Annotated in this window: 23 protein-coding genes and 1 riboswitch; of the genes, 11 read left to right on the plus strand and 12 right to left on the minus strand. The window is 70.4% G+C overall.

Features of this window, described 5'->3' with window-relative positions:
* Nucleotides 1-23: 23 nt before the first annotated feature.
* Nucleotides 24-341, minus strand: coding sequence for a hypothetical protein (locus TSO221_RS09115; RefSeq protein ID WP_109118176.1), 318 nt, complete (start codon nt 339-341; stop codon nt 24-26).
* Between the two features lie 115 nt (nt 342-456).
* Entirely contained in the window at nt 457-879 is a 423-nt protein-coding gene (locus TSO221_RS09120) for an STAS domain-containing protein (RefSeq protein ID WP_158284033.1), read from the minus strand.
* Nucleotides 880-1014: 135 nt separating this feature from the next.
* A riboswitch (SAM riboswitch) is annotated at nt 1015-1094 on the plus strand.
* 83 nt (nt 1095-1177) lie between these two features.
* On the opposite strand from TSO221_RS09120, the gene metZ reads away from it, so the two are divergent.
* Complete coding sequence (gene metZ / locus TSO221_RS09125; protein WP_109118178.1) at nt 1178-2383, plus strand: O-succinylhomoserine sulfhydrylase; 1206 nt, start codon at nt 1178-1180, stop codon at nt 2381-2383.
* 133 nt (nt 2384-2516) lie between these two features.
* Complete coding sequence (locus tag TSO221_RS09130) at nt 2517-2978, plus strand: phasin family protein (protein ID WP_247877972.1); 462 nt, start codon at nt 2517-2519, stop codon at nt 2976-2978.
* Nucleotides 2979-2985: 7 nt separating this feature from the next.
* Here the strand turns inward: TSO221_RS09130 and TSO221_RS09135 are convergent, their stop codons facing one another.
* Nucleotides 2986-3183, minus strand: coding sequence for a hypothetical protein (locus TSO221_RS09135; protein ID WP_109118180.1), 198 nt, complete (start codon nt 3181-3183; stop codon nt 2986-2988).
* A gap of 199 nt (nt 3184-3382) precedes the next feature.
* Here TSO221_RS09135 and TSO221_RS09140 point away from each other — a divergent pair, with 199 nt between their 5' ends.
* Both TSO221_RS09140 and TSO221_RS09145 read left to right on the plus strand, forming a co-directional pair.
* A complete protein-coding gene (locus TSO221_RS09140; RefSeq protein WP_109118181.1) occupies nt 3383-6229 on the plus strand; it encodes a [protein-PII] uridylyltransferase in 2847 nt (948 codons plus the stop codon).
* Between the two features lie 4 nt (nt 6230-6233).
* Nucleotides 6234-6494 carry a hypothetical protein gene (locus TSO221_RS09145; protein WP_109118182.1) on the plus strand — a complete coding sequence of 87 codons (261 nt, stop codon included), beginning with the start codon at nt 6234-6236 and terminating at the stop codon, nt 6492-6494.
* A 328-nt stretch (nt 6495-6822) separates the two neighbouring features.
* On the opposite strand, the gene TSO221_RS09150 is transcribed toward TSO221_RS09145, so the two are convergent.
* The 3 genes from TSO221_RS09150 to TSO221_RS09160 all read right to left on the minus strand — a co-directional run bounded on the left by TSO221_RS09150 (nt 6823) and on the right by TSO221_RS09160 (nt 8489).
* Nucleotides 6823-7671, minus strand: coding sequence for a hypothetical protein (locus tag TSO221_RS09150; protein WP_109118183.1), 849 nt, complete (start codon nt 7669-7671; stop codon nt 6823-6825).
* A 10-nt stretch (nt 7672-7681) separates the two neighbouring features.
* Nucleotides 7682-8080 carry a hypothetical protein gene (locus tag TSO221_RS09155; protein ID WP_109118184.1) on the minus strand — a complete coding sequence of 133 codons (399 nt, stop codon included), beginning with the start codon at nt 8078-8080 and terminating at the stop codon, nt 7682-7684.
* 133 nt (nt 8081-8213) lie between these two features.
* Complete coding sequence (locus TSO221_RS09160; RefSeq protein WP_109118185.1) at nt 8214-8489, minus strand: hypothetical protein; 276 nt, start codon at nt 8487-8489, stop codon at nt 8214-8216.
* Nucleotides 8490-8622: 133 nt separating this feature from the next.
* Between TSO221_RS09160 and murJ the strand changes: the two genes are divergently transcribed.
* From murJ to TSO221_RS09175, 3 genes are all read left to right on the plus strand, one after another.
* Nucleotides 8623-10197 (plus strand): murein biosynthesis integral membrane protein MurJ, encoded by a 1575-nt coding sequence (gene murJ / locus TSO221_RS09165; protein WP_109118186.1) that lies wholly within the window; start codon nt 8623-8625, stop codon nt 10195-10197.
* Nucleotides 10198-10265: 68 nt separating this feature from the next.
* Nucleotides 10266-11264, plus strand: coding sequence for a tryptophan--tRNA ligase (gene trpS / locus TSO221_RS09170; RefSeq protein WP_109118187.1), 999 nt, complete (start codon nt 10266-10268; stop codon nt 11262-11264).
* Nucleotides 11265-11269: 5 nt separating this feature from the next.
* Nucleotides 11270-11869 (plus strand): pyroglutamyl-peptidase I, encoded by a 600-nt coding sequence (locus TSO221_RS09175; RefSeq protein WP_247877973.1) that lies wholly within the window; start codon nt 11270-11272, stop codon nt 11867-11869.
* Between the two features lies 1 nt (nt 11870).
* Here the strand turns inward: TSO221_RS09175 and chrA are convergent, their stop codons facing one another.
* Together chrA and TSO221_RS09185 are read right to left on the minus strand one after the other, a co-directional pair.
* Nucleotides 11871-13208, minus strand: a complete 1338-nt coding sequence (gene chrA, locus TSO221_RS09180) for a chromate efflux transporter (protein ID WP_109118189.1) — start codon at nt 13206-13208, stop codon at nt 11871-11873.
* On the minus strand, nt 13205-13966 hold the full coding sequence (locus tag TSO221_RS09185) for a chromate resistance protein ChrB domain-containing protein (protein WP_109118190.1): 762 nt from the start codon (nt 13964-13966) through the stop codon (nt 13205-13207). The genes chrA and TSO221_RS09185 overlap by 4 nt, the downstream gene beginning before the upstream one ends.
* Before the next feature lie 94 nt (nt 13967-14060).
* Between TSO221_RS09185 and gcvA the strand changes: the two genes are divergently transcribed.
* The gene (gcvA, locus tag TSO221_RS09190; RefSeq protein WP_109118191.1) at nt 14061-14933 is read left to right on the plus strand and encodes a transcriptional regulator GcvA; all 873 of its coding nucleotides are present in this window, start codon (nt 14061-14063) and stop codon (nt 14931-14933) included.
* Here gcvA and TSO221_RS09195 read toward each other — a convergent pair.
* Nucleotides 14930-15310 (minus strand): MarR family transcriptional regulator, encoded by a 381-nt coding sequence (locus TSO221_RS09195; RefSeq protein WP_109118192.1) that lies wholly within the window; start codon nt 15308-15310, stop codon nt 14930-14932. The two genes, gcvA and TSO221_RS09195, sit on opposite strands and share 4 nt — an antisense overlap.
* A gap of 767 nt (nt 15311-16077) precedes the next feature.
* Here TSO221_RS09195 and TSO221_RS09205 point away from each other — a divergent pair.
* On the plus strand, nt 16078-17568 hold the full coding sequence (locus TSO221_RS09205) for an alpha/beta hydrolase (RefSeq protein WP_247877974.1): 1491 nt from the start codon (nt 16078-16080) through the stop codon (nt 17566-17568).
* A gap of 357 nt (nt 17569-17925) precedes the next feature.
* Here the strand turns inward: TSO221_RS09205 and TSO221_RS09210 are convergent, their stop codons facing one another.
* Nucleotides 17926-19455, minus strand: a complete 1530-nt coding sequence (locus TSO221_RS09210) for a YifB family Mg chelatase-like AAA ATPase (protein WP_109118194.1) — start codon at nt 19453-19455, stop codon at nt 17926-17928.
* A gap of 103 nt (nt 19456-19558) precedes the next feature.
* On the opposite strand from TSO221_RS09210, the gene TSO221_RS09215 reads away from it, so the two are divergent.
* Nucleotides 19559-19957, plus strand: a complete 399-nt coding sequence (locus tag TSO221_RS09215; RefSeq protein WP_158284034.1) for a DUF4431 domain-containing protein — start codon at nt 19559-19561, stop codon at nt 19955-19957.
* Between the two features lie 73 nt (nt 19958-20030).
* Nucleotides 20031-20777, plus strand: coding sequence for a creatininase family protein (locus TSO221_RS09220; protein WP_109118196.1), 747 nt, complete (start codon nt 20031-20033; stop codon nt 20775-20777).
* A 6-nt stretch (nt 20778-20783) separates the two neighbouring features.
* Here TSO221_RS09220 and TSO221_RS09225 read toward each other — a convergent pair whose 3' ends face one another.
* Both TSO221_RS09225 and TSO221_RS09230 read right to left on the minus strand, forming a co-directional pair.
* Nucleotides 20784-22013, minus strand: a complete 1230-nt coding sequence (locus TSO221_RS09225) for an MFS transporter (RefSeq protein ID WP_199229420.1) — start codon at nt 22011-22013, stop codon at nt 20784-20786.
* Nucleotides 22014-22141: 128 nt separating this feature from the next.
* Nucleotides 22142-24322 (minus strand): xanthine dehydrogenase family protein molybdopterin-binding subunit, encoded by a 2181-nt coding sequence (locus TSO221_RS09230; protein WP_109118197.1) that lies wholly within the window; start codon nt 24320-24322, stop codon nt 22142-22144.
* Between the last annotated feature and the right edge of the window lies 1 nt (nt 24323).

The following is a 24323-nucleotide window of genomic DNA, read 5'->3' on the forward strand; positions in this document are numbered from 1 at the left end:
GCGTGGCGTCGCCCCGCGAACGCTTAGAATTTCACACGGGCACCCGCGAGCAAACGGTCCAGGCTTTCGATGCCTCCGCGTTCGGTCGTGGTCGGCGGCGTCGCCTTCTTCGGATCAGCCGTCGCCCCGAAGGGCGGCTTGCCGAAGGGGCTCGGGCTGAACGGCAGCGTCGGTCCGGCGGTGCGTGGGGTGTGCGCGTACGGGCCACCGGCCTTGTGTGCGGGCATGGTGGCGGATGTCGTGCTTCGCGTGCCCGGGGAAGCCGCGAAGGCGGATGTGGCGAGCGGCACGGCGAGCAGGCTGACGGCAACGCAATGGGCGAGACGGGACAGGCGCGGCATCGGCGGCTTCCTTTGGCGGGCCGGAACCTGGACTCCGGCGCGTGGGCTGAGAGCAGCCGGAGAAGAGCACGCCGAACGCCACGCCGCTGTGGGCTGGCCGACACTATACGCCGTTTTACGCCGCGCTCGCCGTCAGCGCCCGTGCCGCCAAAGCCAGCGGATCCTCGCCGGGGGCGCAGGGGTGCTCGGCCAGCACCTCCTCCGGCACGCAGGCGGCCACGTAGGCGTCGACACTCTCGAACTGCGGGATGATCATGCCGATGCGGGTCAGCGTCACCACGCGCAGCACCTGCCCCTCGCCGACCAGCATGGCGACCGCCTTGCCGGCCGCGACCGCCTCGCCGTTCACCACCAGCAGCATGCCGATGCCGGCGGAATCGATGAACTCCAGCCCGCCCAGGTCGAGCACGCAGCGGCGGTCGGCGACACGCTTCACGTCGGCGATCAGGTCGCGCACCTCGTCGCCGCCCTGGCCGGTCAGGCGCCCGGTGAGGATGAACCGCGTGAAATGGCGTTCCTGGAACTTGCGGTACCGCACGGCGTCACCGGCGCAGGTGGAAAGGTCCACACCTCTATGATCAGGCAATCCAGCGGTGACAACCGGCACGGAGCGCATGCTCCTGCGTGACGTTGCCGCACGGAGGCTTGACGCGCCCGGTGGGCGGGCCTACAACCGTCGCCACGTGGTGATTTGGGCGACCGGCTTGCGGGCCACGTAAAACAATCCGCTAAAGAGGTCCGAGCCGCGTCCGCGCCTCGACCTGTGAACGGTCGGGGCGTTTTTTGTTTGTGCGGCCGGCACGCCCCCCGGCCGCGGGACAGGAGATGAGGCGGCCATGGCCAGGACCGATACCCGCAAACCCAACGTCGCCGGGCTGCGCCCGCGCTCCAAGCTGGTGCACGGCGGCACCCAGCGCTCCGGCTTCGACGAGACCTCGGAGGCGATCTTCCAGACCTCCGGCTTCGTCTACGCCTCGGCCGAGGAGGCGGAGAGCGCCTTTCTCAACGATGGCCAGCGCCACGTCTACTCGCGCTTCCGCAACCCGACCTGCGCGATGTTCGAGGATCGCCTCGCCGCCTACGAGGGTGCGGAGTGGGCCTACGCCACCACCTCCGGCATGGCCGCGGTGACGGCGGCGCTGCTGAGCTTCCTCAAGGCCGGCGACCGCATCGTGGCACCGTTCGCGCTGTTCGGCTCGTGCCTGCACATCGTCAAGAACATCTGTCCGCGCTACGGCATCGTGCCCGTCCTGATCGACGGCACCGACCCGGCGGCATGGGAGGAGGCGCTGTCCCAGCCCACCGCCGCGGTGTTCCTGGAGACCCCCTCCAACCCGGGGCTGGAGATCGTCGATATCAAGGCGGTGTGCGACCTCGCCCACAAGGCCGGCGCCAAGGTGGTGGTGGACAACGCCTTCGCCACGCCGGTGGCGCAGCGCCCGCTGGAGTTCGGCGCCGACGTCGTCGTCTATTCGGCGACCAAGCACATCGACGGCCAGGGCCGCTGCCTGGGCGGCATCATCCTGACCGACGCCAAGTTCGGCACCGAGGTGATCCACCCCTTCGTCCGCCACACCGGCCCGACCATCAGCCCGTTCAATGCCTGGGTGCTGCTCAAGGGCCTGGAGACGCTGGAGCTGCGCGTCAACGCCCAGACCCAGGCCGCCACCCGGGTGGCGGAGTTCCTGTCCACCCACCCGAAGGTGACGCAGGTGCTCTACCCCACCCTTCCCAGCCACCCGCAGCACGACCTGGCGCGCCGGCAGATGACCAGCGGCGGCACCATGGTCGCCTTCCGCATCAAGGGCGGTAAGGATGAATCGTTCCGCTTCATGAACGACCTGCGGATGGTACTGATCTCCAACAACCTGGGCGATGCCAAGAGCCTGATCACCCACCCCGACACCACCACCCACGCCAAGGTGGCGCCGGAGGACAAGGCGAAGGCCGGCATCCGCCCCGACCTGATCCGTCTGTCGGTCGGCCTGGAGGACCCGCAGGACATCGTCGAGGATCTGGACCGCGCCCTGCGTTCGGCGTAGAACCCGTCGCTGCGGAACCCCTCCCCGTCCTTCGGCGTTGGGGAGGGGCTTTCTGTTGCAGCGCATAAGGACGGTACACATGGCGGCTCGGCGAGCCAAATCTGCGGGCCCCGCCACCCGGTTGGCGGCGGTGGTGAACGAACTGACGAAGACCGCCGGCAAGCACGGCGAGATGGGCGTCGCCGCGGCGCGCACCATCGGCTACCGCACCGCGATGATGGCCGGCACGCTGACCGACCCGCTGTCGGCCACCGATCCCGAGTTTGTTCGCATGGGCGCGGAAAAGGTGGAGGCGGTGGCCGAGGCGACCTCCGCCATGGCGGTCGGCGTCGCCGAACTTCAGCACGCGTGGCTGGCGCTGTTCACCGGCCCGGTGCAGGCGGCGACGCTGGCGCTGGCCAGCCTGGGTACCTGCCGCTCCCCGCTCGATCTGGTGGGCGTGCAGCAGCGCTGGTGGGAAGAGAGCGTAAGCGCCGGCATGAACGCCGGCATGCATTTCGTGGAATCCGCGGCCAGCCTGGCCGGTGCCGGCCTGCCGGCCTTCCACCGCCGCGCCCGCGCCAACGCACGCCGTCTGGCGCGCGTCCAGCGCTGAGCGTGCCTCAGAACAGGTCGACCGACCCGTAGTCCTGGTCTTCGCCGAACACGGCTTCACGGTGGCCCTGGGCGTCGAGCACTTCGACGACCACGTCCTCCGGGCAGTCCAGGTTGATCGCCTGCGCGATTTCGAGGAGAGGTGAACCGACGCGCAGCGCGTTCTTCGGCTGGCCGTGGTGGGCGGGAGCGAGCGTGACGAGCATTTGACGCACTCCGGCGTTTATCGCCATGAATCATATTAGTATATCAAAGGGCTTAGCGAACCGTTTAAGCACGAACGTCGCCGCGCGCGATCTTTGCAGGTCTGCCCGGTGAATTCCGCGTTCCCGCCGTCGCCCGTGCACCCCCCGGCGAATCCGTCTATAGTGCGAACCGTCCGCACCGCCTGGAAAGCCCGCCCTGATGCTGTCGCCCCGCGCCGCCGCCCCCGCCGCTCCGCCCCGGGAGATCCCGAACCGCCGCGCCATCATCTCCAAGGCCAAGCTGATGGAGGAGCTGGACGCGCTGATCGAGGAGCACGGCACCGGCGACAAGGTGCGCCCGCATGTCATCGCATGCCTGCGCGGCGCGCTGACCCGCGGCCGGGCCGAGGTGCGCGACCGGTTCGAGCAGGGCGGCTCCGGCGAGGAGTGCGTGCGGCAGAACTGCTACCTCGCCGACCGGCTGATCCGCACGCTGGCCGCCTTCACGCTGAACCACATCTTCCCGTCCGCCAACCCGACGCTGGGCGAGCAGTTCGACATCGTCGCCACCGGCGGCTACGGCCGCGGCGAGCTGGCGCCGTTCTCCGACATCGACCTCCTGTTCCTGCTGCCCTACAAGCGCACGCCGCGGGTCGAGCAGGTGGTCGAGTACATGCTGTACGTCCTGTGGGACCTCGGCCTGAAGGTCGGCCACGCGGTGCGCAGCGTCGACGACTGCATCCGGCAGTCCAAGGCCGACGTCACCATCCGCACCGCCATCCTGGAGTCGCGCTACCTCTGGGGCCCGCGCAAGCTGTTCCAGGAGCTGAAGAAGCGCTTCGACAAGGACGTCGTCGCCGGATCCGGGCAGGAGTTCGTCGAGGCCAAGCTGGCCGAGCGCGACGGCCGCCACCAGAAGCTGGGCGACAGCCGCTACGTGCTGGAGCCCAACCTGAAGGACGGCAAGGGCGGCCTGCGCGACCTGCAGACGCTGTTCTGGATCGGCAAGTACCTGTACCGCGCCGACGACGCCGACGAGCTGGTCGGCAAGCACGTCCTGCTGCCCGAGGAGGCGCAGCGCTTCGCCAAAGCGCAGAACTTCCTGTGGACGGCGCGCTGCCACCTGCACTACCTCACGGGGCGCATGGAGGACCGCCTGACCTTCGACGTGCAGTCGGAGATCGGCGCCCGCATGGGCTACACCGACCACGCCGGCACCAAGGGCGTGGAACGCTTCATGAAGCACTATTTCCTGGTCGCCAAGGACGTCGGCGACCTGACGCGCATCTTCTGCGCGGCGCTGGAGGCCGAGTCGAAGCGCCCGCCCAAGTTCAACATTCTGCGTCTCGCGGCGCTGACCCGCCGCAAGGACATCGACGGCTTCGTCCTCGACGGCGAGCGCCTGAACGTGCGCGACGACAAGCAGTTCCGAGAGCAGCCGATCGACATGATCCGGCTGTTCCACGTGGCGCAGCTGAACGACCTGGACATCCACCCGAACGCGCTGCGCTCGATCACCCGCTCGCTCTCGGCGCTCGGCCCCAAGGTGCGCAACGACCCGGAGGCCAACCGGCTGTTCCTGGAGATGCTGACCGGCCCCAAGGACCCGGAGCTGGCGCTGCGCCGCATGAACGAGGCCGGCGTGCTGGCCCGCTTCGTGCCCGACTTCGGGCGCGTGGTGGCGCAGATGCAGTACGACATGTACCACGTGTTCACCGTGGACGAGCACACGCTGTTCGCCATCGGCATCCTGCACAAGATCGAGCAGGGCGAGCTGGCGGATGAGCTGCCGCTGTCGTCGGAGGTGATCCACAAGGTGGTGTCGCGGCGCGCGCTGTACGTCGCCGTCCTGCTGCACGACATCGCCAAGGGCCGCGGCGGCGACCACTCCGTGCTGGGTGCCCGCGTGGCGGAGAAGCTGTGCCCGCGCCTCGGCCTCACCGCGGAGGAAACGGAGACGGTGGCGTGGCTGGTGCGCTGGCACCTCGCCATGTCGCAGGTCGCCTTCAAGCGCGACCTGGAGGACGAGAAGACCGCCCGCGACTTCGTCGCGCTGGTGCAGTCGCCCGAGCGCCTGCGGCTGCTGCTGGTCCTCACCGTCGCCGACATCCGGGCCGTCGGCCCGCAGCGCTGGAACAATTGGAAGGCCACGCTGCTGCGCGAGCTGTACAACCGTTCCGAGGAAATCATGTCCGGCGGCCTGTCGGTGGCCGGCCGCGAGCGGCGCATCCAGGCGGCACAGGCGGCGCTGCGCGAGGAACTGGCTGACTTCGAGCCGGCGGAGACCGACACCCACCTGACGCTGGGCTACCCCGCCTACTGGCTGAGCTTCGACACCGACACGCTGGGCCGCCACGCCCGCCTGATCCGAAGCGCCGAGCGCGACCAGCGCCCGCTGACCGTCGAGACGCGGGTCGACCGCGGCCGCGCCATCACCGAGGTGACGATCTACGCCACCGACCACCACGGCCTGTTCTCGCGCCTCGCCGGCGCGCTGGCGGCGAGCGGGGCGGACATCGTGGACGCGAAGATCTTCACCATGACCAACGGCATGGCGCTGGACGTCTTCTCGGTGCAGGACGCCGCGGTGGGCGGGGCCTTCGAGGGCGGCGACAAGCTGGCCAAGCTGTCGGTGACCATCGAGAGGGTGCTGGCCGGCCAGCTCAAGCCCTTGCAGGAGCTGGCGACCCGCCGCTCGCCGATGACCAGCCGGACGCGCGTCTTCCACGTGCCGCCGCGCGTGCTGATCGACAACGCCGCCTCCACCACCCACACGGTGATCGAGGTGAACGGCCGCGACCGCGCCGGCCTGCTGTACGACGTGACGCGCGCGCTGTCGAACCTGTCGCTGCAGATCTCCTCGGCGAAGATCGCCACCTACGGCGAGAAGGCCATCGACGTCTTCTACGTGAAGGACGTGTTCGGCCTGAAGGTGACGCACGACAGCAAGCTGGCGCAGATCCGCGAGCGTCTGCTGCACGCCCTCGCCGATCCGGCCGGCGAGCCGCCGCTGCAGGCCCCGGCGCCGGCGGTGCGCCGCTCCCGCCCGGTCGACGCGGCGGACTGAGGCGATGCTGTACGCCCAGTTCCTCATCGCCCTGTCGATCGCCGCACCCGGCGTGCTGTCCTACCGCACCATGCGCAGCGGTGCCCACGGCCGCGCCCTGGCGGCGGGCGGAGCGGCGCTGTTCTCGGCGCTGTGGGCGGGCGTAGTGGGGCTGATCGTCTCCGTCACCGCCGACACCGCCATCCCCGGCGAGCTGTGGGCGGCACTGGCCACCGCCGTGGTGGTGACCGAGGCGTTCTTCGCGGAGGCGGCGCGGGCGGAGTAGCGGCGTCTGGTCGACGCCGCGTCTATTGGCCAGTGGCAAAAGCCGGCGGCATTCTGTCGGGCACAAATGCTCATATCGGCGAATATCGCCTGGACTTGCACCCGAGCATGACGTTTTGAGGATTGCGGTAGGGGTATCTCATACCACGATCAGGAGACAGGGTAACCAATAACAGCATACATGCGTATGCACAATTTGTTTGTGGAAATAAAAGAATCGGAATTTGCTGGGAACATTACGAAAAGAATCGCGTTTCTGGCTGAACCTCAACTTCGCTCTTATGGGGGATTCACAGATCCAATTGGATCATATAGCATGTCTGTGTCAGCTACTGGAGGACAGAACAGTGCATGACCACATTGCCCTTCTCCGGAAGACCGCTAAGGCCGCCAATCCCAGCGTCCAGTTGACAGACGAAGCCCTGCGGGAGGGTCTTAACCTGATAGACCTTCTTATCGACCGTACGCTCGACAAACACAGCGTTGCGCCAGACACGGGCGGTGGGGATGATCAGCAGACACACAATCGCAATCGCAGCTGAGAAATAATATAACCACGTTACCGCGACACGTGCCGATGGCAAACTGCGATTTTCGCCATGCCACTCCCCCAGAGCGCCCGCCAGATGGCGTTCGCGGCTGATTTCAATACCGTTCAGGGCCTCATTGATTTGCTTTTCGATACCATCAGCCAACTTTTCCAGGAACTCCGGCGGCGGGCTGTCTCCCAGACCGTCCGCCAGTTCTTGGAGTTGAGGAACGAGGTGCGCACGATCGACCTTCCGCATATGCTCTTCGATCTCGGTATCGAGTTGCAGGTCCCGAAAAGCCGATTGGCGGTAATCACTTGCGGACCGATAGCGTTTGATCAGGCTGGGGCAGCAGAGTTCCTGCAAGAGGGTCGCGGCGGCCAGCCCAACGCTGCCGAAAAAGAAAAGGGCCATCGGCCACGATAAATGGACCGGCGTCACGTGCCACGACGCCAGCATGGGAATTTCGTTCAGCCACTCAGCGATCACTGCAATGACTGGCACCGCAACGACGCTGAGATAGCTGAACTTAAGCACTGATACGCCGCCGACCGCCGCCAGGCGATTCCAGGGCAAGGCATACCAACGGCCATCCTGAATATCGGGCTCGCCGGGCTTCTCGCTGAAGCCGACATCCTTTGCGGCCATTGCATTCACCCTACCTCTTTCGGTTGAGCATATTGGCAAGCGTCGCAACGGCCGCTTTGCGAAGACGACGGCGCGTCTTCTTCTCCTCACCCTTTCCCTTGTCCTTCAGCAGGTTGTGTACGACGCTGTCCACCACAGCGGTCATCTCTTGATCGACGCGGACCGATTCCGTCGAAAACGAGAGCTTCTGGGCTTTGTGGGTGATGGAACCGGTAACAAGCGTCTCGATCAGTGCAGGATTCACTTTCGCCGTGACTTCAGCGCAGATCTTAACCGCAAGGATCTCGGTGGCTTTTTGGTCGAATTTCAGACCCTGCCGGATCGCCAACCGCCGGACCACGCGCTCCGCGATGATCTGATCGAAGTTCTTGTGCTGCTTGATGGCCTCGATTTCCGTCGCCGTAAACATACATATGTACTCTCGTTTAAGTTGAATTTATTCGGATGTTGGTTCCATTTTTTGTGGTCAGAGTCAAGAGGCCTGGAACGCGGCAGGAAGCCGGCAGGCGAAAGGAACGCGGGGAAATCGTGGTCACCGCCGCTCAACGGGGCAGCGGCACGGCATCCGTGGAGCACTTGGCTCCATATTCGCCAATGACCGCCCCCGTCCGCCGCCGCGTCAGCTCGCAGCGGATGAGGATCGAGCCGGACAGGATCCGCCGGCAGCGCAGGCTGTCAGTCTCGTTCATCAGTTCAAGGTGGTTGCGCGTGAGGGCGGCGCGCAGAGCGCTCTCGGGCCAGCCCTGCAGCGTCTGGCGCTTGCGCGCGATGTCGTCGGCGCTCTGGAAATCGACGAGGAAGGCGGCGACGGACTGCATCGGTACACGGACATCTGACGGTCGGAGTCGCCGGAAGAGCCGGCGTCGATTCCAGCAAAAACAGATCGGCGCAATCAATGTTCCCCGTCCGCGCCGCTTTCCGGCCCCGGCGTTCGCCGCTATACCCCAGGGCATGAGCTTCGCCCGCGCCATCGCCACCGTCGGCGGCCTGACCATGCTGAGCCGGCTGGCCGGCTTCGCCCGCGACATCCTGACCGCCGCCGTGCTGGGCGCCGGCCCGGTGGCCGACGCCTTCTTCGTCGCGCTCAAGCTGCCCAACCTGTTCCGCCGCCTGTTCGCCGAAGGCGCCTTCTCCGTCGCCTTCGTGCCGCTGTTCAGCGCCGAGCTGCAGCGCCATGGCCGCGCCGCCGCGGTGTCCTTCGCCGAGGAGGCGCTGGGCGTGCTGCTGAGCGTGCTGCTGCCCTTCGCCATCCTGGCGGTGCTCGGCATGCCGGGGCTGATGCACCTGCTGGCGCCCGGCTTCGTCGACGAACCGGAGAAGTTCGATCTCGCCGTCCACATGGCGCGGCTGACCTTCCCCTATCTGGTGCTGATGTCGGTGGTGACGCTGCTCGGCGGCGTGCTGAACGCGCTCGACCGCTTTGGGCCGGCCGCGGCGGCGCCCATCGCCTTCAATCTGACGCTGATCGCGGCGATGCTGCTGGCGCCGCCGCTGGGGGTGGAGCCCGGCACCGCGATGGCGGCGGCGGTGACGCTGTCGGGCGCCGTGCAGCTCGCCTGGATGGCCTGGGCCTGCCGGCGCGAGGGCATCGCGCTGCGCCTGCGGTGGCCGCGGCTGAGCGAGCGCGTCCGCCGCCTGTTCCAGCTGGTCGGGCCGGGGGCGCTGGGCGCCGGGGCGGTGCAGGTGAACCTGTTCGTCAACATGATCCTGGCTTCGCTGCTGCCCAGCGGCGCGGTCTCGTACCTGTACTACGCCGACCGGCTGAACCAGATGCCGCTGGGCATCATCGGCATCGCCATCGGCACGGCGCTGCTGCCGGTGCTGTCGCGCCACGTCGCGGCCGGCGACGACGGCGCGGTGCGCGCCCACATCAGCCGGGCGCTGGAGTACGCGTTGCTGCTCGGCCTGCCGGCGGCGACGGCGCTGGCGGTGGCCGGGCACCCGATCATCGCCGTGCTGTTCCAGCGCGGCGCCTTCGGCCCGGCCGAGACCGCGGCGACCGCCCAGGCGCTGGCCGCCTACGCCGCCGGCATCCCCGCCGCGGTGCTGGTGAAGGTGCTGAGCGCCGCCTACTTCGCCCGCCACGACACCGCCACCCCGGTGCGCGCCGCCATCGCCATGACGGTGACCAACCTCGCGCTGGCGCTGGCGCTGATCCCCGTCCTGGCGCATGTCGGCATCGCGCTGGCGACCGGGGTGGCGGCGTGGCTGAACGCCGGCTGGCTCGCCTGGGGCCTGCACCGCCGCGGCCAGCTCGACGTGGACGCCCGCCTCAGGCGCCGCGCCCCGCGCATCGCGCTGGCAGCGCTCGGCATGGGCGCCGGGCTGCTGGCCGGCCTGATGGGATTGGCGCCGGTGCTGGGGGCGGGGGCGACCGCGGTGCGCTTCGGCGCGCTGGCGCTGCTGGTGGCGGGCGGCGGCGGGCTGTTCTTCGCGCTGGCACACCTCACCGGCGGAACGGACCTGGGCGACCTGAAGGCGCTGGCGGGGCGGCGTGCCGCGGCATCCACCGCCCACACACCTTGACCCGCGCGCGCGCCCGTCCCATAAAACCGCCTCCCACACGTCTCGAGCGCAGCGAGAGGGCCCCCTCTGTGAACCGCATCTTCTCCGGCATGCAGCCGACCCGCCAACTGCACCTCGGCAACTACCTCGGCGCGCTGCGCAACTGGGTGGCCCTGCAGAACGAGTACGAGTGCATCTTCTGCGTCGTCGATCTGCACGCGCTGACCATCGCCCAGGAGCCGGAGGTCCTGCGCAACAACATCCGCGAGGTCGCCGCCGCCTACATCGCGGCCGGCATCGACCCGGACAAGAACATCCTGTTCAACCAGTCCTTCGTCTCCGGCCACGCCGAGCTGGGCTGGATCCTGTCCTGCCACACGCCGCTGGGCTGGCTGAACCGCATGACGCAGTTCAAGGAGAAGGCCGGCAAGCACCGCGACATGGCCAACCTCGGCCTGTACTCCTACCCGGTGCTGATGGCGGCCGACATCCTGCTGTACAAGGCGACGCACGTGCCGGTCGGCGAGGACCAGAAGCAGCACCTGGAGCTGGCCCGCGACATCGCCGGCGCCTTCAACCGCCACTACGACACCGAGTTCTTCCCGCTGCCCGAGCCGCAGATCCTCGGCGAGGCGACGCGCGTCATGAGCTTGCGCGACGGCACCAAGAAGATGAGCAAGTCGGACGAGTCCGAGTACAGCCGCATCAACATGACGGACGACGCCGACACCATCGCGCAGAAGATCCGCAAGGCGAAGACCGATCCCGAGCCGCTGCCGGACACCCTGGAGGACCTGGAGAAGCGCCCGGAGGCCGACAACCTCGTGACCATCTACGCCGCCCTGTCCGGCGAGACGCGCGAGCAGGCGATCCAGCGCTTCGCCGGCGCGCAGTTCTCGCAGTTCAAGACGGCGCTGCTCGACGCCGCGGTGGCGCACTTGGCACCCATCACCCAGCGGATGAACGAACTGCTGGCCGATAAGGCGGAGATCGACCGCCTGCTGCGCAAGGGCGGCGAGCGCGCCGAGGCCATCGCCTCCAGGCACCTCGCCGAGGTGAAGGACATCATCGGTCTGCTGCGCCCGTAATGACCATGGCGAAGATCCTCCTCACCGGCTTCCAGCCCTTCGGCAGCAACGCGGTCAACCCGACGATGCTGCTGATGGAGCGGCTGGCCGGGGCGGAGGGGGTGGTCACCGCCACCCTGCCGGTGGAGTACGGCACCTCCGGCGACGCCTTCGAGGACCTTCTGGACAAGCACGAGCCGGCCGCCGTGCTGTGCTTCGGCCTCGCCGCCAAGACCGACGTGGTGCTGGTCGAGCGCGTCGCCTGGAACCGCGACGAGACCGAGCAGGCCGACAACACCGGCCTCGTGCGCCAGGGCGTGGCGATCCTGGAGGATGCCCCGCCCTCCTACCCCTGCGGCTTCCCGGCGCCCGTGCTGGTGGGCGCCCTGGAGGCGGCCGGGGTGCCGGTGGGCGTCAGCGACGACGCCGGCGGCTACGTCTGCAACCACCTGTACTTCCGCGCGCTGCACGCGGTGGCGATGCGCGGCCTGGACACGCCCGTCGCCTTCATCCACGTCCCGCCGCTGCCCGAGCACTGCACCGACCGCACCGGCGGATTGGCGTTCGAGCGGTTGGAGGCTGGGGTGCGGGCGTTGATCGAGGCGGTGCGGGCCACCATCGCCTGAGTCAGAGCACCATCCGCACCAGCACGGCCGCCGCCGCGCACCCCGCCAGCGTCCACACGATGCCGACGTGGAACCGCAGCACCGCCAGCATCGCCCCCGCCGACAGCGCCAGCGCCCACCAGTCCACCGTCCCCCACACCGGCCAGGGGATGCCGGCCAGTTCGCCGACCTCGCGGAACACCACGTGCAGGCCGAACCAGACCGTGAGGTTGAGGATCACGCCAACCACCGCCGCGGTGATCGCCGTCAGCGCCCCGGCCAGCGCCCGGCTGTGCCGCAGCGCCTCGATGTAGGGCGCGCCGAGGAAGATCCACAGGAAGCACGGCACGAAGGTGACCCAGGTGGTCAGCCCCGCCCCCAGGAACCCGCCCAGCAGCGGCGCCACCCCGCCGGGATCGCGGAACGCCGCCAGATAGCCGACGAAGGTCAGCACCAGGATCAGCGGCCCCGGCGTCGTCTCGGCGAGCGCCAGCCCGTCCACCATCTCTCCCGGCCTGAGCCAGCCCAGCGTCTCCACCGCCGCCTGCGCGATGTAGGCGAGCACCGCGTAGGCGCCACCGAAGGTCACCATCGCCGCCTGGCTGAACACGATGCCGATGTGCGGATAGATGCTGTCGCCCCCGAACGCCGCGGTCAGCGCCAGCACCGGCGCCGCCCACAGCGCGCACCACACCGCCACCACGCGCAGCGACCGCCCCAACCCGCGCGAATCGCCCGGTGCCATCGTGCCCACGGCCAGCCGGTCGTCGGCCTCCGCGCCGTTGCCGGAGGACGGCGCGAACACCTCCGGCCACACCCGCACGCCGCCCAGCCCGGTCAGCCCGGCCAGCAGCACGATCAGCGGGAACGGCAGGCCGAGCGCGAAGATCGCCACGAAGGCCAGCGCCGCCAGCGCCACGTGCACGCGGCCCTTCAGCGCCCGCTTGCCGATGCGCAGCAGCGCCTCGACCACCACGGCGAACACCGCGGCCTTCAGCCCGTAGAACAGCGTCTGCACCAGCGCCAGATCGCTGCCCAGCGCGTACAGCGTACTCAGCGCCAGGATGACGAGGAAGCCCGGCAGCACGAACAGCACGCCGGCCGCCACGCCGCCGCGCGTGCCGTGCAGCAGCCAGCCGACGTAGGTGGCGAGCTGCGTCGCCTCCGGCCCCGGCAGCAGCATGCAGAAGTTCAGCGCGTGCAGGAACCGCGCCTCGCCGATCCAACGCTTCTCCTCCACCAGGATGCGGTGCATGGTGGCGATCTGCCCGGCCGGCCCGCCGAAGCTGAGCAGCCCGATGCGCGTCCACACCCGCAGCGCCTCGCGGAAGGTGACCGGTGCGCTCGCGTCGTCCCTCATGCCGTCCCCTCGGTCCCGCACCAGCGATAGAGAGCGTCGTACAGCACCAAGCCGTGCCGCAACAGCGTTTGATCGTCGCCGAACACCATCCCCAGCCCGCGCGACAGCGCGAACAGCCCCGCCGACTGCGGCGTCAGGCCCAGCGCGCCGGTGTCGGCGCCGCGCACGATGGCGGCCATGGCGTGCACCGCCGGGTCCTCGATCCCGCAGTCGGCGACGAAGGCGTCGAAGCTGCACCGCTCGCCATGATGACCGAAGTGCACGCCGGGCACGTCGAAGGGCGTGGCGCCGGTGCGTTCCGCCGTCTCCAGCACCGCCTCGGCCGGCACGTACAGGAATCGCGCGTCCGGATCGACGAAGCGGCGGATCAGCCAGGGGCAGGCGAGCCGGTCGATCTTCGGCCGCTCCCGCGTCACCCACCGCGTCGGCGCGGCGGGCTTGGCGGCGAGCGCCCGGCCGACCTCCCGCCAGCCCTCGACGCCGCCCTCCAGATACCGCGCGTCCAGCCCGCGCTCCACCAGCGTGGCCGCCACGGTCTGGCTCACCTCGTGCCCGTGCACGCAGGCGACGACGATGGTCCGCCCGATCTCCAGGTCGCCCACCCAGGCGGCGACATCCTCCGGCGTGCGGCGCAAGGCGCCCGGCAGCGTGCCGCCGGCCTGCGCGTAGGCCGGCTCGCGGCGCACGTCGAGCAGCAGCGGGTTGCGCCCGTCCTCGATCAGGGCGGCCAAGGTGATGGCGTCGATGGGGGTGGCCATGGTTTCCTCCCTGTCAATCCGGCTCCACACTGGTCCCTTGCAGGGCCAGAGAACAAATCAATCCTCTTCGCCGAGCTGTGAGCGGAATTGACCGATGCCGCACCTTCCGCCGATGCCGGCGCTGCGCGCCTTCGAGGCCGCGGCGCGGCACCTCAACGTCACCCGCGCCGCCGAGGAGATCGGCCTGACGCACGGCGCGGTCAGCCACCAGATCCGCGAACTGGAAGCGCGTCTCGGCGTCCGCCTGTTCGAGCGCGAGCCGCGCGGCCTGACGCTGACGCCGGCCGGCGACACCTACCGCCGCTTCGTCGAGGCGGCGCTGGCCCAGCTGCGCGACGGCGCCGCCGCGGTGGCGCGGCAGGGCAAGGGGCGGGTGCTGACGGTGTCGGTGTCGCCGAACTTCGCGCACAAGTGGCTGGTGCCGCGGCTCGGCCGCTTCCTGGAGGCGCACCCGGACATCGACCTGCGGCTCAGCGCCTCGGTGCGGCACGTGGACTTCCGCGGCGGCGACATCGACATGGCGGTGCGGCACGGCGACGGGAACTGGCCGGCGCTGGACGTCACCAAGCTGTGCGAGGAGCGGGTCTTCCCGGTGTGCAGCCCGGCGCTGGCCGGGCGCATCGGCGACCTCGCCGGCCTGACCGGGCAGACGCTGCTGCACGACCGCGACCCGGCGGCGTGGCGCGACTGGCTGGGACGCTTCGGCGTCGCGGCGCCGGAGCTGCCGCACGGCCCGGTGTTCGACCAGACGAGCCTCGCCATCGACGCGGCGGTGGCGGGGCAGGGGGTGGCGCTGGCGCGTTCGGCGCTGGTGGCGCTCGACCTCGCGGCGGGGCGGCTGATGCGGCCGGTGGACGAAGCGACCGACGCGCCCTTCGCCTACTGGATCGTCGCGCCGCCGCAGACGGCGCGCGCGCCGGCCATCGCGCGCTTCCGCGCGTGGCTGCTGGAGCAGGCGGCAGCCTAGGCGGTCTTCCGGCGCAGGTCGGGCCGGGGATCGACGCTGCCGACGATGCCGCGCAGCGCGTCCAGGAAGGCACGGCCCTTGTCGGTCAGCGCCACCACCTTGCGGCGGCGCTCGCGCGGGTCTTCCTGCGCGCTCACCAAATCCAGGCCGGCCTTGCCGAACGAATGCCAACGGCTGAGCGCCGCCACGTTGCGCGAGGCGGAGGACTGGGCGATGCCCAGGCGCTCCGCCAACTCGCCGATGGAGATGCCCTCGTTCTGCGCGATCGTCATGAACGACAGCGCGTACTGGATCGGCAGGTCGGGGTCGAGCGTACGGAACGCCTCGAGCACGCGCGTGACGGTCGCAATCTCGTCAGGACGGATGCGGGTCGACATCAGCGGACCCTCCCCGTCTGCGCCGCAGATGCGGCGGCGGCGACCATCTGGCCGGCGTGTAGATGAGGTGAAGGCGTCCAAGCCATACCACGAGTTCCCCGTTTTCCCGCCGGATGTCGAAGGCACCCGGAGAGGCCCAGAGGGCGTGTTCAGCGAAGACCCGATGACCGCGCAAAGCCAGAAAGACACTCATGACACCCTCTCGTTATCCGGAATTCGCTGGACGCGCTCGATTGAAGCCAATGGGAATCGCGATGCATGGTGGTACGAGCTCGGTTGAGCGGGGTGACAGGGGTTACGAGTTTCATCGTCGTCTCCATGAGTGAAGGACCGCGTGCGGACACGCGGACTTGAGGATCGCCAATCAGCGGTAAGCTGACAAGTTGCAAAAAATCCGGGCCTCAGAAAGGTTCCGGTACTGGATGGGTTCGGCCGGAACCTCCACCCCGTCGACATCGGCCAGCCCGATGTCGCGCCGCATGCGCGGACACAGGTGCTCGATTCCGGCCCCGGGACTGGGGTCCAGCCACCGGCTCAACAACTGACTCCATAGACTGGGCATGGCGCCCTCCTTCGGTTTGCGAACGCGCAAAACATCCGCTGTCGGAAGTGTTCCGTCAACAAAATATGCCGGAAAGACCCATCCTGTGGCCGCGCGGACACGCCCGGGCGCCCGCCGCACGCGGCGCGGCGGACGGCGCTGGACGGCCGGCGGGCGGACGCGCGACTGTGGGTTGCCCCGCCCGCGTTCGTTCGATCCCTCCCCCGTGCCCGCCGTGTCCGTCCTCATTCTCCGCATGCTCCGGCTGCCGGCCCTCGGCTTGGCAGGCGCCCTGCTCGCTGCGCCGCCGGCCGCGGCGCAGGGGCGATTCACGGCTGCTCCCTGCTGGTTCACCCCGCCGCCCGGCGAGTCGGCGCGCTGTGGCACCGTCGCCGTGCCGGAGCGCCGCGACCGCGCCGCGCACCGCACGCTGCACCTCACCGTTGCGGTGCTGCGCAGCACCGCCCAGCGCGCGGCGCCCGACCCGGTGCTGTACATCGACGGCGGCCCCGGCGCCTCGCCCTTCGGTCTCGACGACATGGTGGAGGAGCGCATGGAGGGCTGGTGGGAGCTGACGGCCGTCCTCCGCCGCACGCGCGACGTGGTGCTGTTCGACCCGCGCGGCGTGGGCCGCAGCGAGCCCGACACCGACTGCGCCGAGTTGGACGTCCTGGCCGGCACCCCGCGCACCACGGCCGAGGAGCGCGCCGCGCTGGAGGCGTGCTCCACCCGCCTGCGCGCCGCCGGCGTCGATCTGGGGTCCTTCACCACGCCCGCCGCCGCCGACGACGTGATGGACATCGCCGCGGCGCTGGGGGCGGCGCGCGTCAACCTGATCGCCGTGTCCTACGGCACCCGCGTGGCGCTGGAGATCCTGCGCCGCCACGGGCCGCGCGTGCGCGCCGCGGTGCTCGACGGCGTCTACCCGCCCGACATCAACGCCGAGGAGGAGGAGGCGTGGCTGACCCACCGGGCGCTGAAGCGGCTGTTCGACGACTGCACCGCCAGCCGCGCCTGCCGCGCCGCCTTCCCCGACCTGGAGCGCCGCTTCCTCCAGCTCGCGTCCGATCTGAACGCCCTGCCCGCCACGGTGGGCGCCGGCGATGCGCCGGATCCGCTCGGCATCCGCCTCGACGGATCCGTGCTGATCGCCGCGGTGCTGGAGGCGATGGCCGGCGACGAGGCGATCCCGCGCCTGCCCGCGCTGATCGACCGCGCCGTCCGCGGCCGGCCGGCGCCGCTGGCGCAGTACGCCCCGGCACCGCGCCTAGACGATCCCGACACCGCCGAGGGCATGGCCTTCTCCATCGAGTGCCGGGAAACGGTGAACGCCGCCGACCTGGTCCGCACGGCCAACAACCGCCGCCGCTGGTCGGTGCTGCCCGGCCTGGAGGGCGACGACACCGGCCGGCGCGTCTGCGCCGTCTGGCCGGTCGGCGGGCAGGAGCCCGGCGAGCGCCTGCCGGTGGCGAGCACGGCGCCGGTGCTGCTGCTCTCCGGTGCCTACGACCCGGTGACGCCGCCCGAGTGGGGCCAGCGCGCCGCCATCACCCTGCCGCAGAGCCGCCACGTGGTGTTCCGCGCCGCCGGCCACGGCGTGCTGCTGGGCGAGCCCTGCGCCCTGGACCTCGCCGCGGCCTTCCTCGACCGCCCCGACGTGGCCAAGCCACCCGTCTGCGCCCCGGCCGACAGGCCGCCGGCGTTCGAGGTGCGGTGACTGGAACGGGCTTGCGCCGCCGGCGATCCGCGGTTAGGCTGCGTCCCCATGAACGTGCGAACCGCCTCCCTCGCCCTCACGGGCCGATTTTGGTACCGCTGGTACACACCGGCGGCCTAGGTATCGCACACCCACGATGCACCCGAAGCCGCCCGACGCGAGGCGGCTTTTGTGTTTCCAGCACCCGGTGCACGCAGATCCCCGCCAGACGCCAACGCGGCCTCCCCGTCAGACCGGAGGTCACCATGTTGGATTTCGATTTCGACGTCGTCACCGGCCCCTCCAAGGCCACCTGCCCGGCCCCCTCACAGGAGCAGCCGCCTGCCGACGAGCCGTCCGCCACCCCTACCGCCGCCCCTATCTCCCAGGCGCGATCCGCCGGTAGCTGAGCGCCTCGGCGACGTGCATCCGCCGCACCCCGGCCGTCCCCTCCAGGTCGGCCAGCGTGCGGGCGACGCGCATCACCCGGTGGTAGCCGCGCGCCGACAACTTCAGCCGCTCCGCCGCCTCGGTCAGCAGCGCGCGGCCGGGCTGATCGGGGGCGGCGACGCGCTCCAGAAGCTCGCCGTCGGCGTCGGCGTTGGTGCGCACCGGCCGGCCGCCGTGGAGCGGGAACGCGGTGTAGCGCTCCGCCTGGACGGCGCGGGCGACGGCGACGCGGGCCGCCACCTCGGCACTGCCCTCGGCCGGCGGCGGCAGGCTGAGGTCGGCCGGGCTGACCGCGGGCACGTCGATGTGCAGGTCGATGCGGTCGAACAGCGGGCCGGAGATCTTCGACTGGTACTCGGCCGCGCACTTCGGCGCCCGCCCGCAGGCCAGCGCCGCGTCGTCCAGGTGCCCGCAGCGGCACGGGTTCATGGCGGCCACCAGTTGCACCCGCGCCGGGTAGGTGACGTGGGCGTTGACGCGCGAGACCACCGCCCTGCCGGTCTCCAGCGGCTGGCGCAGGGCCTCCAGCACCTGCCTGGGAAACTCGGGCAGTTCGTCCAGGAAGAGGACTCCCATGTGGGCCAGGCTGATCTCCCCCGGCTTGCCGCGCGTGCCGCCGCCCACCAGCGCCGGCAGCGAGGCCGACTGGTGCGGAGACCGGAAAGGCCGATGGCGGATCAGCCGCCCCTCCTCCAGCAGCCCGGCGACGCTGTGGATCATCGAGACCTCCAGCGCTTCCGCCGGATCGAGCGGCGGCAGCAGCCCCGGCAGCCGCGCCGCCAGCATCGACTTGCCCGACCCCGGCGGGCCGATCATGAGCAGATTGTGGTTGCCGGCCGCGGCGACCTCGATCGCGCGCTTGGCCGTCTCATTGCCTTTGACGTCGCGCAGGCACGGTTGCCGGGCCGGTTCCTCCTGCATCCGCGGCTTCGGTGGGGTCAGCACCTGACTGCCCTTGAAATGGTTGATCAGCGCCAGCAGCGTCGGCGGCGCCAGCACGTCCAGGTCCTCGCCGGCCCAGGCCGCCTCGCCGCCGCACGCGGCCGGGCAGATCAGTCCGCGCTCGTTGGCCAGCGCATTGATCGCCGCCGGCAGCACACCGGCCACCGGCGTCAGCGCGCCGTCCAGCGCCAGCTCACCCAGCGCCACGTAGCGCGCCATCTCCTCGTCCGGCAGCACGCCCATGACGGTCAGCAGCCCCAGCGCGATGGGCAGGTCGAAGTGCGAGCCCTCCTTCAGCACGTCGGCCGGCGCCATGTTGACGGTGATGCGCTTGGCCGGCAGCGACAGGCCCAGCGCGTGCAATGCGGCGCGCACCCGCTCGCGGCTCTCGCCCACCGCCTTGTCGGGCAGCCCGACGATGGTGAAGGCCACCACGCCGCTGGACATCTGCACCTGCACGTCGATGTCCATCACCTCGATGCCCTGGAAGGCGACCGTCCTGACCCGCGCAACCACGCCGCTGTACCCTCTTGGAAAAATGCACGCGAGTGTATGCGCAGGCGCCCGCTTTTGCCAGCCGGCGAACGCGGCTATCCTCGACACGGAAGGGAGACACCGCATGGCGCGCGCATGGACGCTGATCGCGACGCTGGTTCTGGCCCTTAGCCCCGTGCAGGCCGCGGCGGCCTGCCTGAGCTACGGCCCGCCGGTGCAGCTCACCGGGTGGCTCCACCGCAAGACCGTTCCCGGCGCCGACAAGGCGGCGACCTACTGGATCCTGCGCCTCGACCGGCCGGCGTGCGTCGACGCGCGCCCGGGGGGCGGCGGCATCGACGTCGCCTACTCCTCGGTGCGCGAGGTCCAGCTCGTGCTCGGCGGCGACATGCACCAGCGCTACGCTCCACTGCTCGACGCCCGCGTGACCGGCAACGGCACCCTGTTCGGCCGGCACACCGCGCACCACGCCACGCCGGTCCTGCTGACCGTGCGGGAGCTGCGCAGGGCGGATGCGCGCTGAGGCGGGCTTGGGCCTCGCCATCCGCCGCTCTATGATCACTGCCGAACAACACCCATCGAGGGGACAGAGACCCGTGCAACTCCACCTGTGCACCTGGGCCGAGGTCGAGGCCTATCTGAAGACGTCCAAGGGCATCGTCATGCCCATCGGCTCCACCGAGCAGCACGGGCCGAACGGCCTCGTGGGCACCGACGCCATCTGCGCCGAGGTCGTCGCCAAGGCGGTCGGCGAGGCGACCGGGGCGCTGGTCGGCCCGACCATCGCGGTCGGTATGGCGGTACACCACATGGAGTTCCCGGGCTCGATGACGCTGCGCCCGTCAACCCTGATCGCGGTGATCCAGGATTACGTGCTGTCGCTGGCCGAGCACGGGTTCGAGCGGTTCTTCTTCGTCAACGGGCACGGCGGCAACATCGCCAGCATCCGCGCCGCCTTCTACGAGGTCTACGCCGCGAACCGTGCGCAGAAGGGTTCCAACGCGCCGGAATTGCGCTGCGCCCTGGTCAACTGGTGGGAGAACGAAGCGGTCGGCCGCCTGTCGCGCGAGCTGTACGCCGGGGCCGAGGGCTCGCACGCCACGCCGTCGGAGGTCGCACTGACCCAGCACGCCTACCCCGAGGCCATCAAGACCGCCAGCATGTCGCCGCAGGTGGCGCCGAGCGGCGGCTTCCACGACGCCCGCGACTTCCGCCGCCGCTACCCGGACGGGCGCATCGGTTCCGACCCCTCGCTGGCCCGGCCGGAACACGGCAAGCGCCTGCTGGACGCCGCCGCCGCGGCCATCGCCGACCAGTACCAGAAGTTCGTTGTGGAAGCGTAACGGGCGTTATTCGACAGGAGGCTGCCAGGGCATGGCGGGCGCCGGTCGGACGGCGCGCTCCAGCGCGAACATCATTGGCGGCACCGCCAGCCCGAGGGCGATGGCGCCGGTCGCCACCGACGCCATGTTCAGCAGCTGCCCGTCCGGCGCCGTGTCCAGGAAATAGGCCGACACGAAGGCGCCCAGCGCCGCCGCGATGTGCTGCACCGCCGAGACCAGCGCCATGAAGCCGGCGCGCTCGTGCGGCTGCGGCACCTTGGAGAAGGCGGCGCCGTTGGCGACGATGCGCATCCCGTTGGTCACCATGAACACCGGGAACAGCACCAGCAGCGGCATCCACGGCTGGTAATCGACGAACGCTGCCCACACCACGACGGAGATCAGCGCCGTGTTGGCCAGCGTGACCGTTGCCGATCCGAAACGATCGCTCAACCGCCCCGCCACGCGCATGCCGAAGAAGGTCAGCGTGCCACCGATCAGGTACAGCAGGCCGAGTTTGCCGCGCGGAAAGCCCAGATTTCCCTGCACATAGGCGGAGATGTTGGGGATGATCATGAAGGCCTGCATCTGCAACAGCCCGGCGGTGCCGTAGGCCAGCCACGCCGCGCGCCGGCTGAGCAGGCTGCGCAGGCGCGCGAACGGGTCGGGGCCGGGCCCGTGCTCCAGGTGGTCGCGCTGCGGCGGCAGCAGCGCCATCGCCGCGCTCGCCACCACGACGCCCAGCGCCGCCACCACGAAGAACGGCAGCCGCCAGCTGCCGAGTCGCGCCAGTTCCAGCCCCACCGGCACGCCCAGCACCGCGGCCACCGAGAAGGAGCCCATGGCGATCCCCATGGCGCGCCCGCGCCGTTCCGGCGCCACGCGGTCGGCGATGATCGCGGTGCCCAGCGCCACCGCCGGCCCGCCGAACACCCCGGCAAGCACGCGCGCCGCCAGCAGCGTCTCCAGGTTCACCGCCAGCCCGCCCAGCGCGGTGGCCATCACCAGCCCGCCCACCGCCACCGCCAGCGCCGAGCGCCGGTCGAAACGGTCGAGGAACAGCGATCCCAGCAGCCCCGCCACCGACGCCGCCGCGGTGTAGCTGCCGCCGACGTAACCGACGTGCGAAGCCGGGACATCCAGCGCCGCCGCGAAGTCCGGCCCCAGCGGCATCACCATGATGAAGTCGAGGATGTTGACGAACTGCACCGCCGCGATGAGCAGCACGGCACGGCGTTCCGGCTCGGTGAGCGACACGGGAAAAACTCCGGAGGGAACACAACGCGCGGAGTGTATGCGCAGTCGCGCGGGGCCGCAAATCAGGAGTGTGCGGGGTGGTAGGACCAACCCCTCCCCCACCGAAGGCGGGGGAGGGGTTGGCCGACCTAGACCTCCACGCCCTGCGTCGCGAACGGCAGGCTGCGCACGCGCTTCCCGGTCAGCGAGAACAGCGCGTTGGACACCGCCGGCGCGATCGGCGGCACGCCGGGTTCGCCGACGCCGGTCGGCGGATTGGCCGAGGGCACGATGTGCACCTCCACGTCCGGCATGCGGTCGATGCGCAGCGGCGTGTAGTCGTGGAAGTTCGACTGCTCCACCCGGCCCTGCGCCAGGGTGATCGCCTCGCCCAGCGCAGCCCCCAGGCCGAAGCCGATGCCGCCCTCCATCTGGGCGCGCACCACGTCTGGGTTGACGGCGAGGCCGCAGTCCACCGCGCAGACCACGCGCTCCACCCTCAGCCGGCCACCCTGCATCGACACTTCGGCGACCTGCGCGACCACCGAGTTGAACGACTCGTGCACCGCGATGCCGCGCGCCCGGCCGGCCGGCAGGGGCTTGCCCCAGCCCGCCTTCTCCGCCGCGAGGTCGAGCACCGCCAGATGCCGCGGGTGCTTGGCCAGCAGCTCGCGCCGGAACGCGTAAGGATCCTTCCCGGCGGCGTGCGCCAGCTCGTCGATGAAGACCTCGGTGGCGAAGCCGTTGTGCGTGCTCCCCACCGAGCGCCACCACAGCACCGGCACGCCGACTTGCGCGTTGTGCACGTCCACCAGCACGTTGGGCACGGCGTAGGGCAGGTTGGCCGCGCCCTCCACCGAGGTGGCGTCGATGCCGCCCTTCACCATCATGCCCTCGAACGGCGTGCCGATGAGGATCGACTGGCCGACGATGCGGTGCTTCCAGGCCACCAGCTTGCCCTGCGCGTCCAGCCCGGCCGCCATGACGTGGTGGTACATGGGCCGGTAGCGGCCGCCCGTCACGTCGTCCTCGCGCGTCCAGATCAGCTTGACCGGCGCCTTGCCGCCGATCGCCTTGGCGATGGAGACCGCCTCGACGATGTAGTCCGACTCGGGGTTGGCGCGCCGGCCGAAGCTGCCGCCGGCGTACAGCGTGTGGATGCGCACCTGGTCCGGCTTGATGCCCAGCAGCTTCGCCGCGTTGCCCTGGTCGCCGGTCTGGAACTGGTCGCCGGCCCAGATATCGACGCTGCCGTCCGGCGCCAGCTTGGCGACACAGTTCAGCGGCTCCATCGGCGTGTGGGCGAGGTAGGGGAAGTCGTACTCCGCCCGCACCACCTTGGCGGCGCCGGCCAGCGCGCCGTCGGCGTCGCCGTCCTTCCATGCCGGCAGGCCCGGCGTCTTGCCCAGCGCGCGGTAGATCTCCAGGAGCGTCCCCGAGTCGCGCACCTCCGCGCCGCTCTGGTCCCAGGTCACGTCCAGCGCCTCGCGCCCGCGCTTGGCGGCCCAGAAGCCGGTGGCGAGCACCGCGACGCCGCGCGGGATCTGCACCACATCGACGACGCCCGGCACCTTCTTCGCCTCGGTCGCGTCGAAGGCCTTCACCTTGGCGCCGAACACCGGCGGCCGCTCGACCACCGCCACCAGGGCGCCCGGCAGCGTGAAGTCCATGGCGAACACCGCCTTGCCGGTGGTCTTCTCCACCGAGTCGAGTCGCGGCAGCCGCTGGCCGACCAGCGTGAAGCTCTTCGGGTCCTTCAGCGGCGGGTCCTTGGGCGGGGTGACGGTGGCGGCGGCCTCGGCCAGCTCGCCGAACGTCGCCTTGCGGTCGCCGGCCGAGACGATGCCCTTGGACACGCCGACCTGCGCCGCCGGCACGCCCCATTTCTCCGCCGCCGCCTGCACCAGCATGGCGCGCGCCGCGGCGCCGGCCTTGCGCAGCTGCTCGAAGGAGTTGGCGACGCTGCTCGACCCGCCGGTGCCCTGAGCCGGGCCCCACATCAGGTTGTTGTAGAGCAGCGGGTCGGCCGGCGCGTGCTCGGCGCGCATCTGCGCCCAGTCGGCGTCCAGCTCCTCGGCCACCAGGGTGCTCAGGCCGGTGTAGGTGCCCTGCCCCATCTCCAGGTGCTTGATCAGCACGGTGACGCTGTTGTCCGGCGCGATGCGGACGAAGGCGTTCGGCCTGAACACGCCGTCGGCCGGCGCAGCAACGGCGAGCTTGGCCCCGCGGCCGGGCAGCTGGAAGCCGACGATCAGGCCGGTCGCGGCGGCGGCCCTCAGCACGTCGCGGCGGGAGGCTTGCGGAAGCGCGAAACGGAATCCGGGCTGCATG

Origin of the sequence: Azospirillum sp. TSO22-1, assembly GCF_003116015.1 — a bacterium.
In the GTDB taxonomy this organism is placed as follows: Bacteria; Pseudomonadota; Alphaproteobacteria; order Azospirillales; family Azospirillaceae; genus Azospirillum.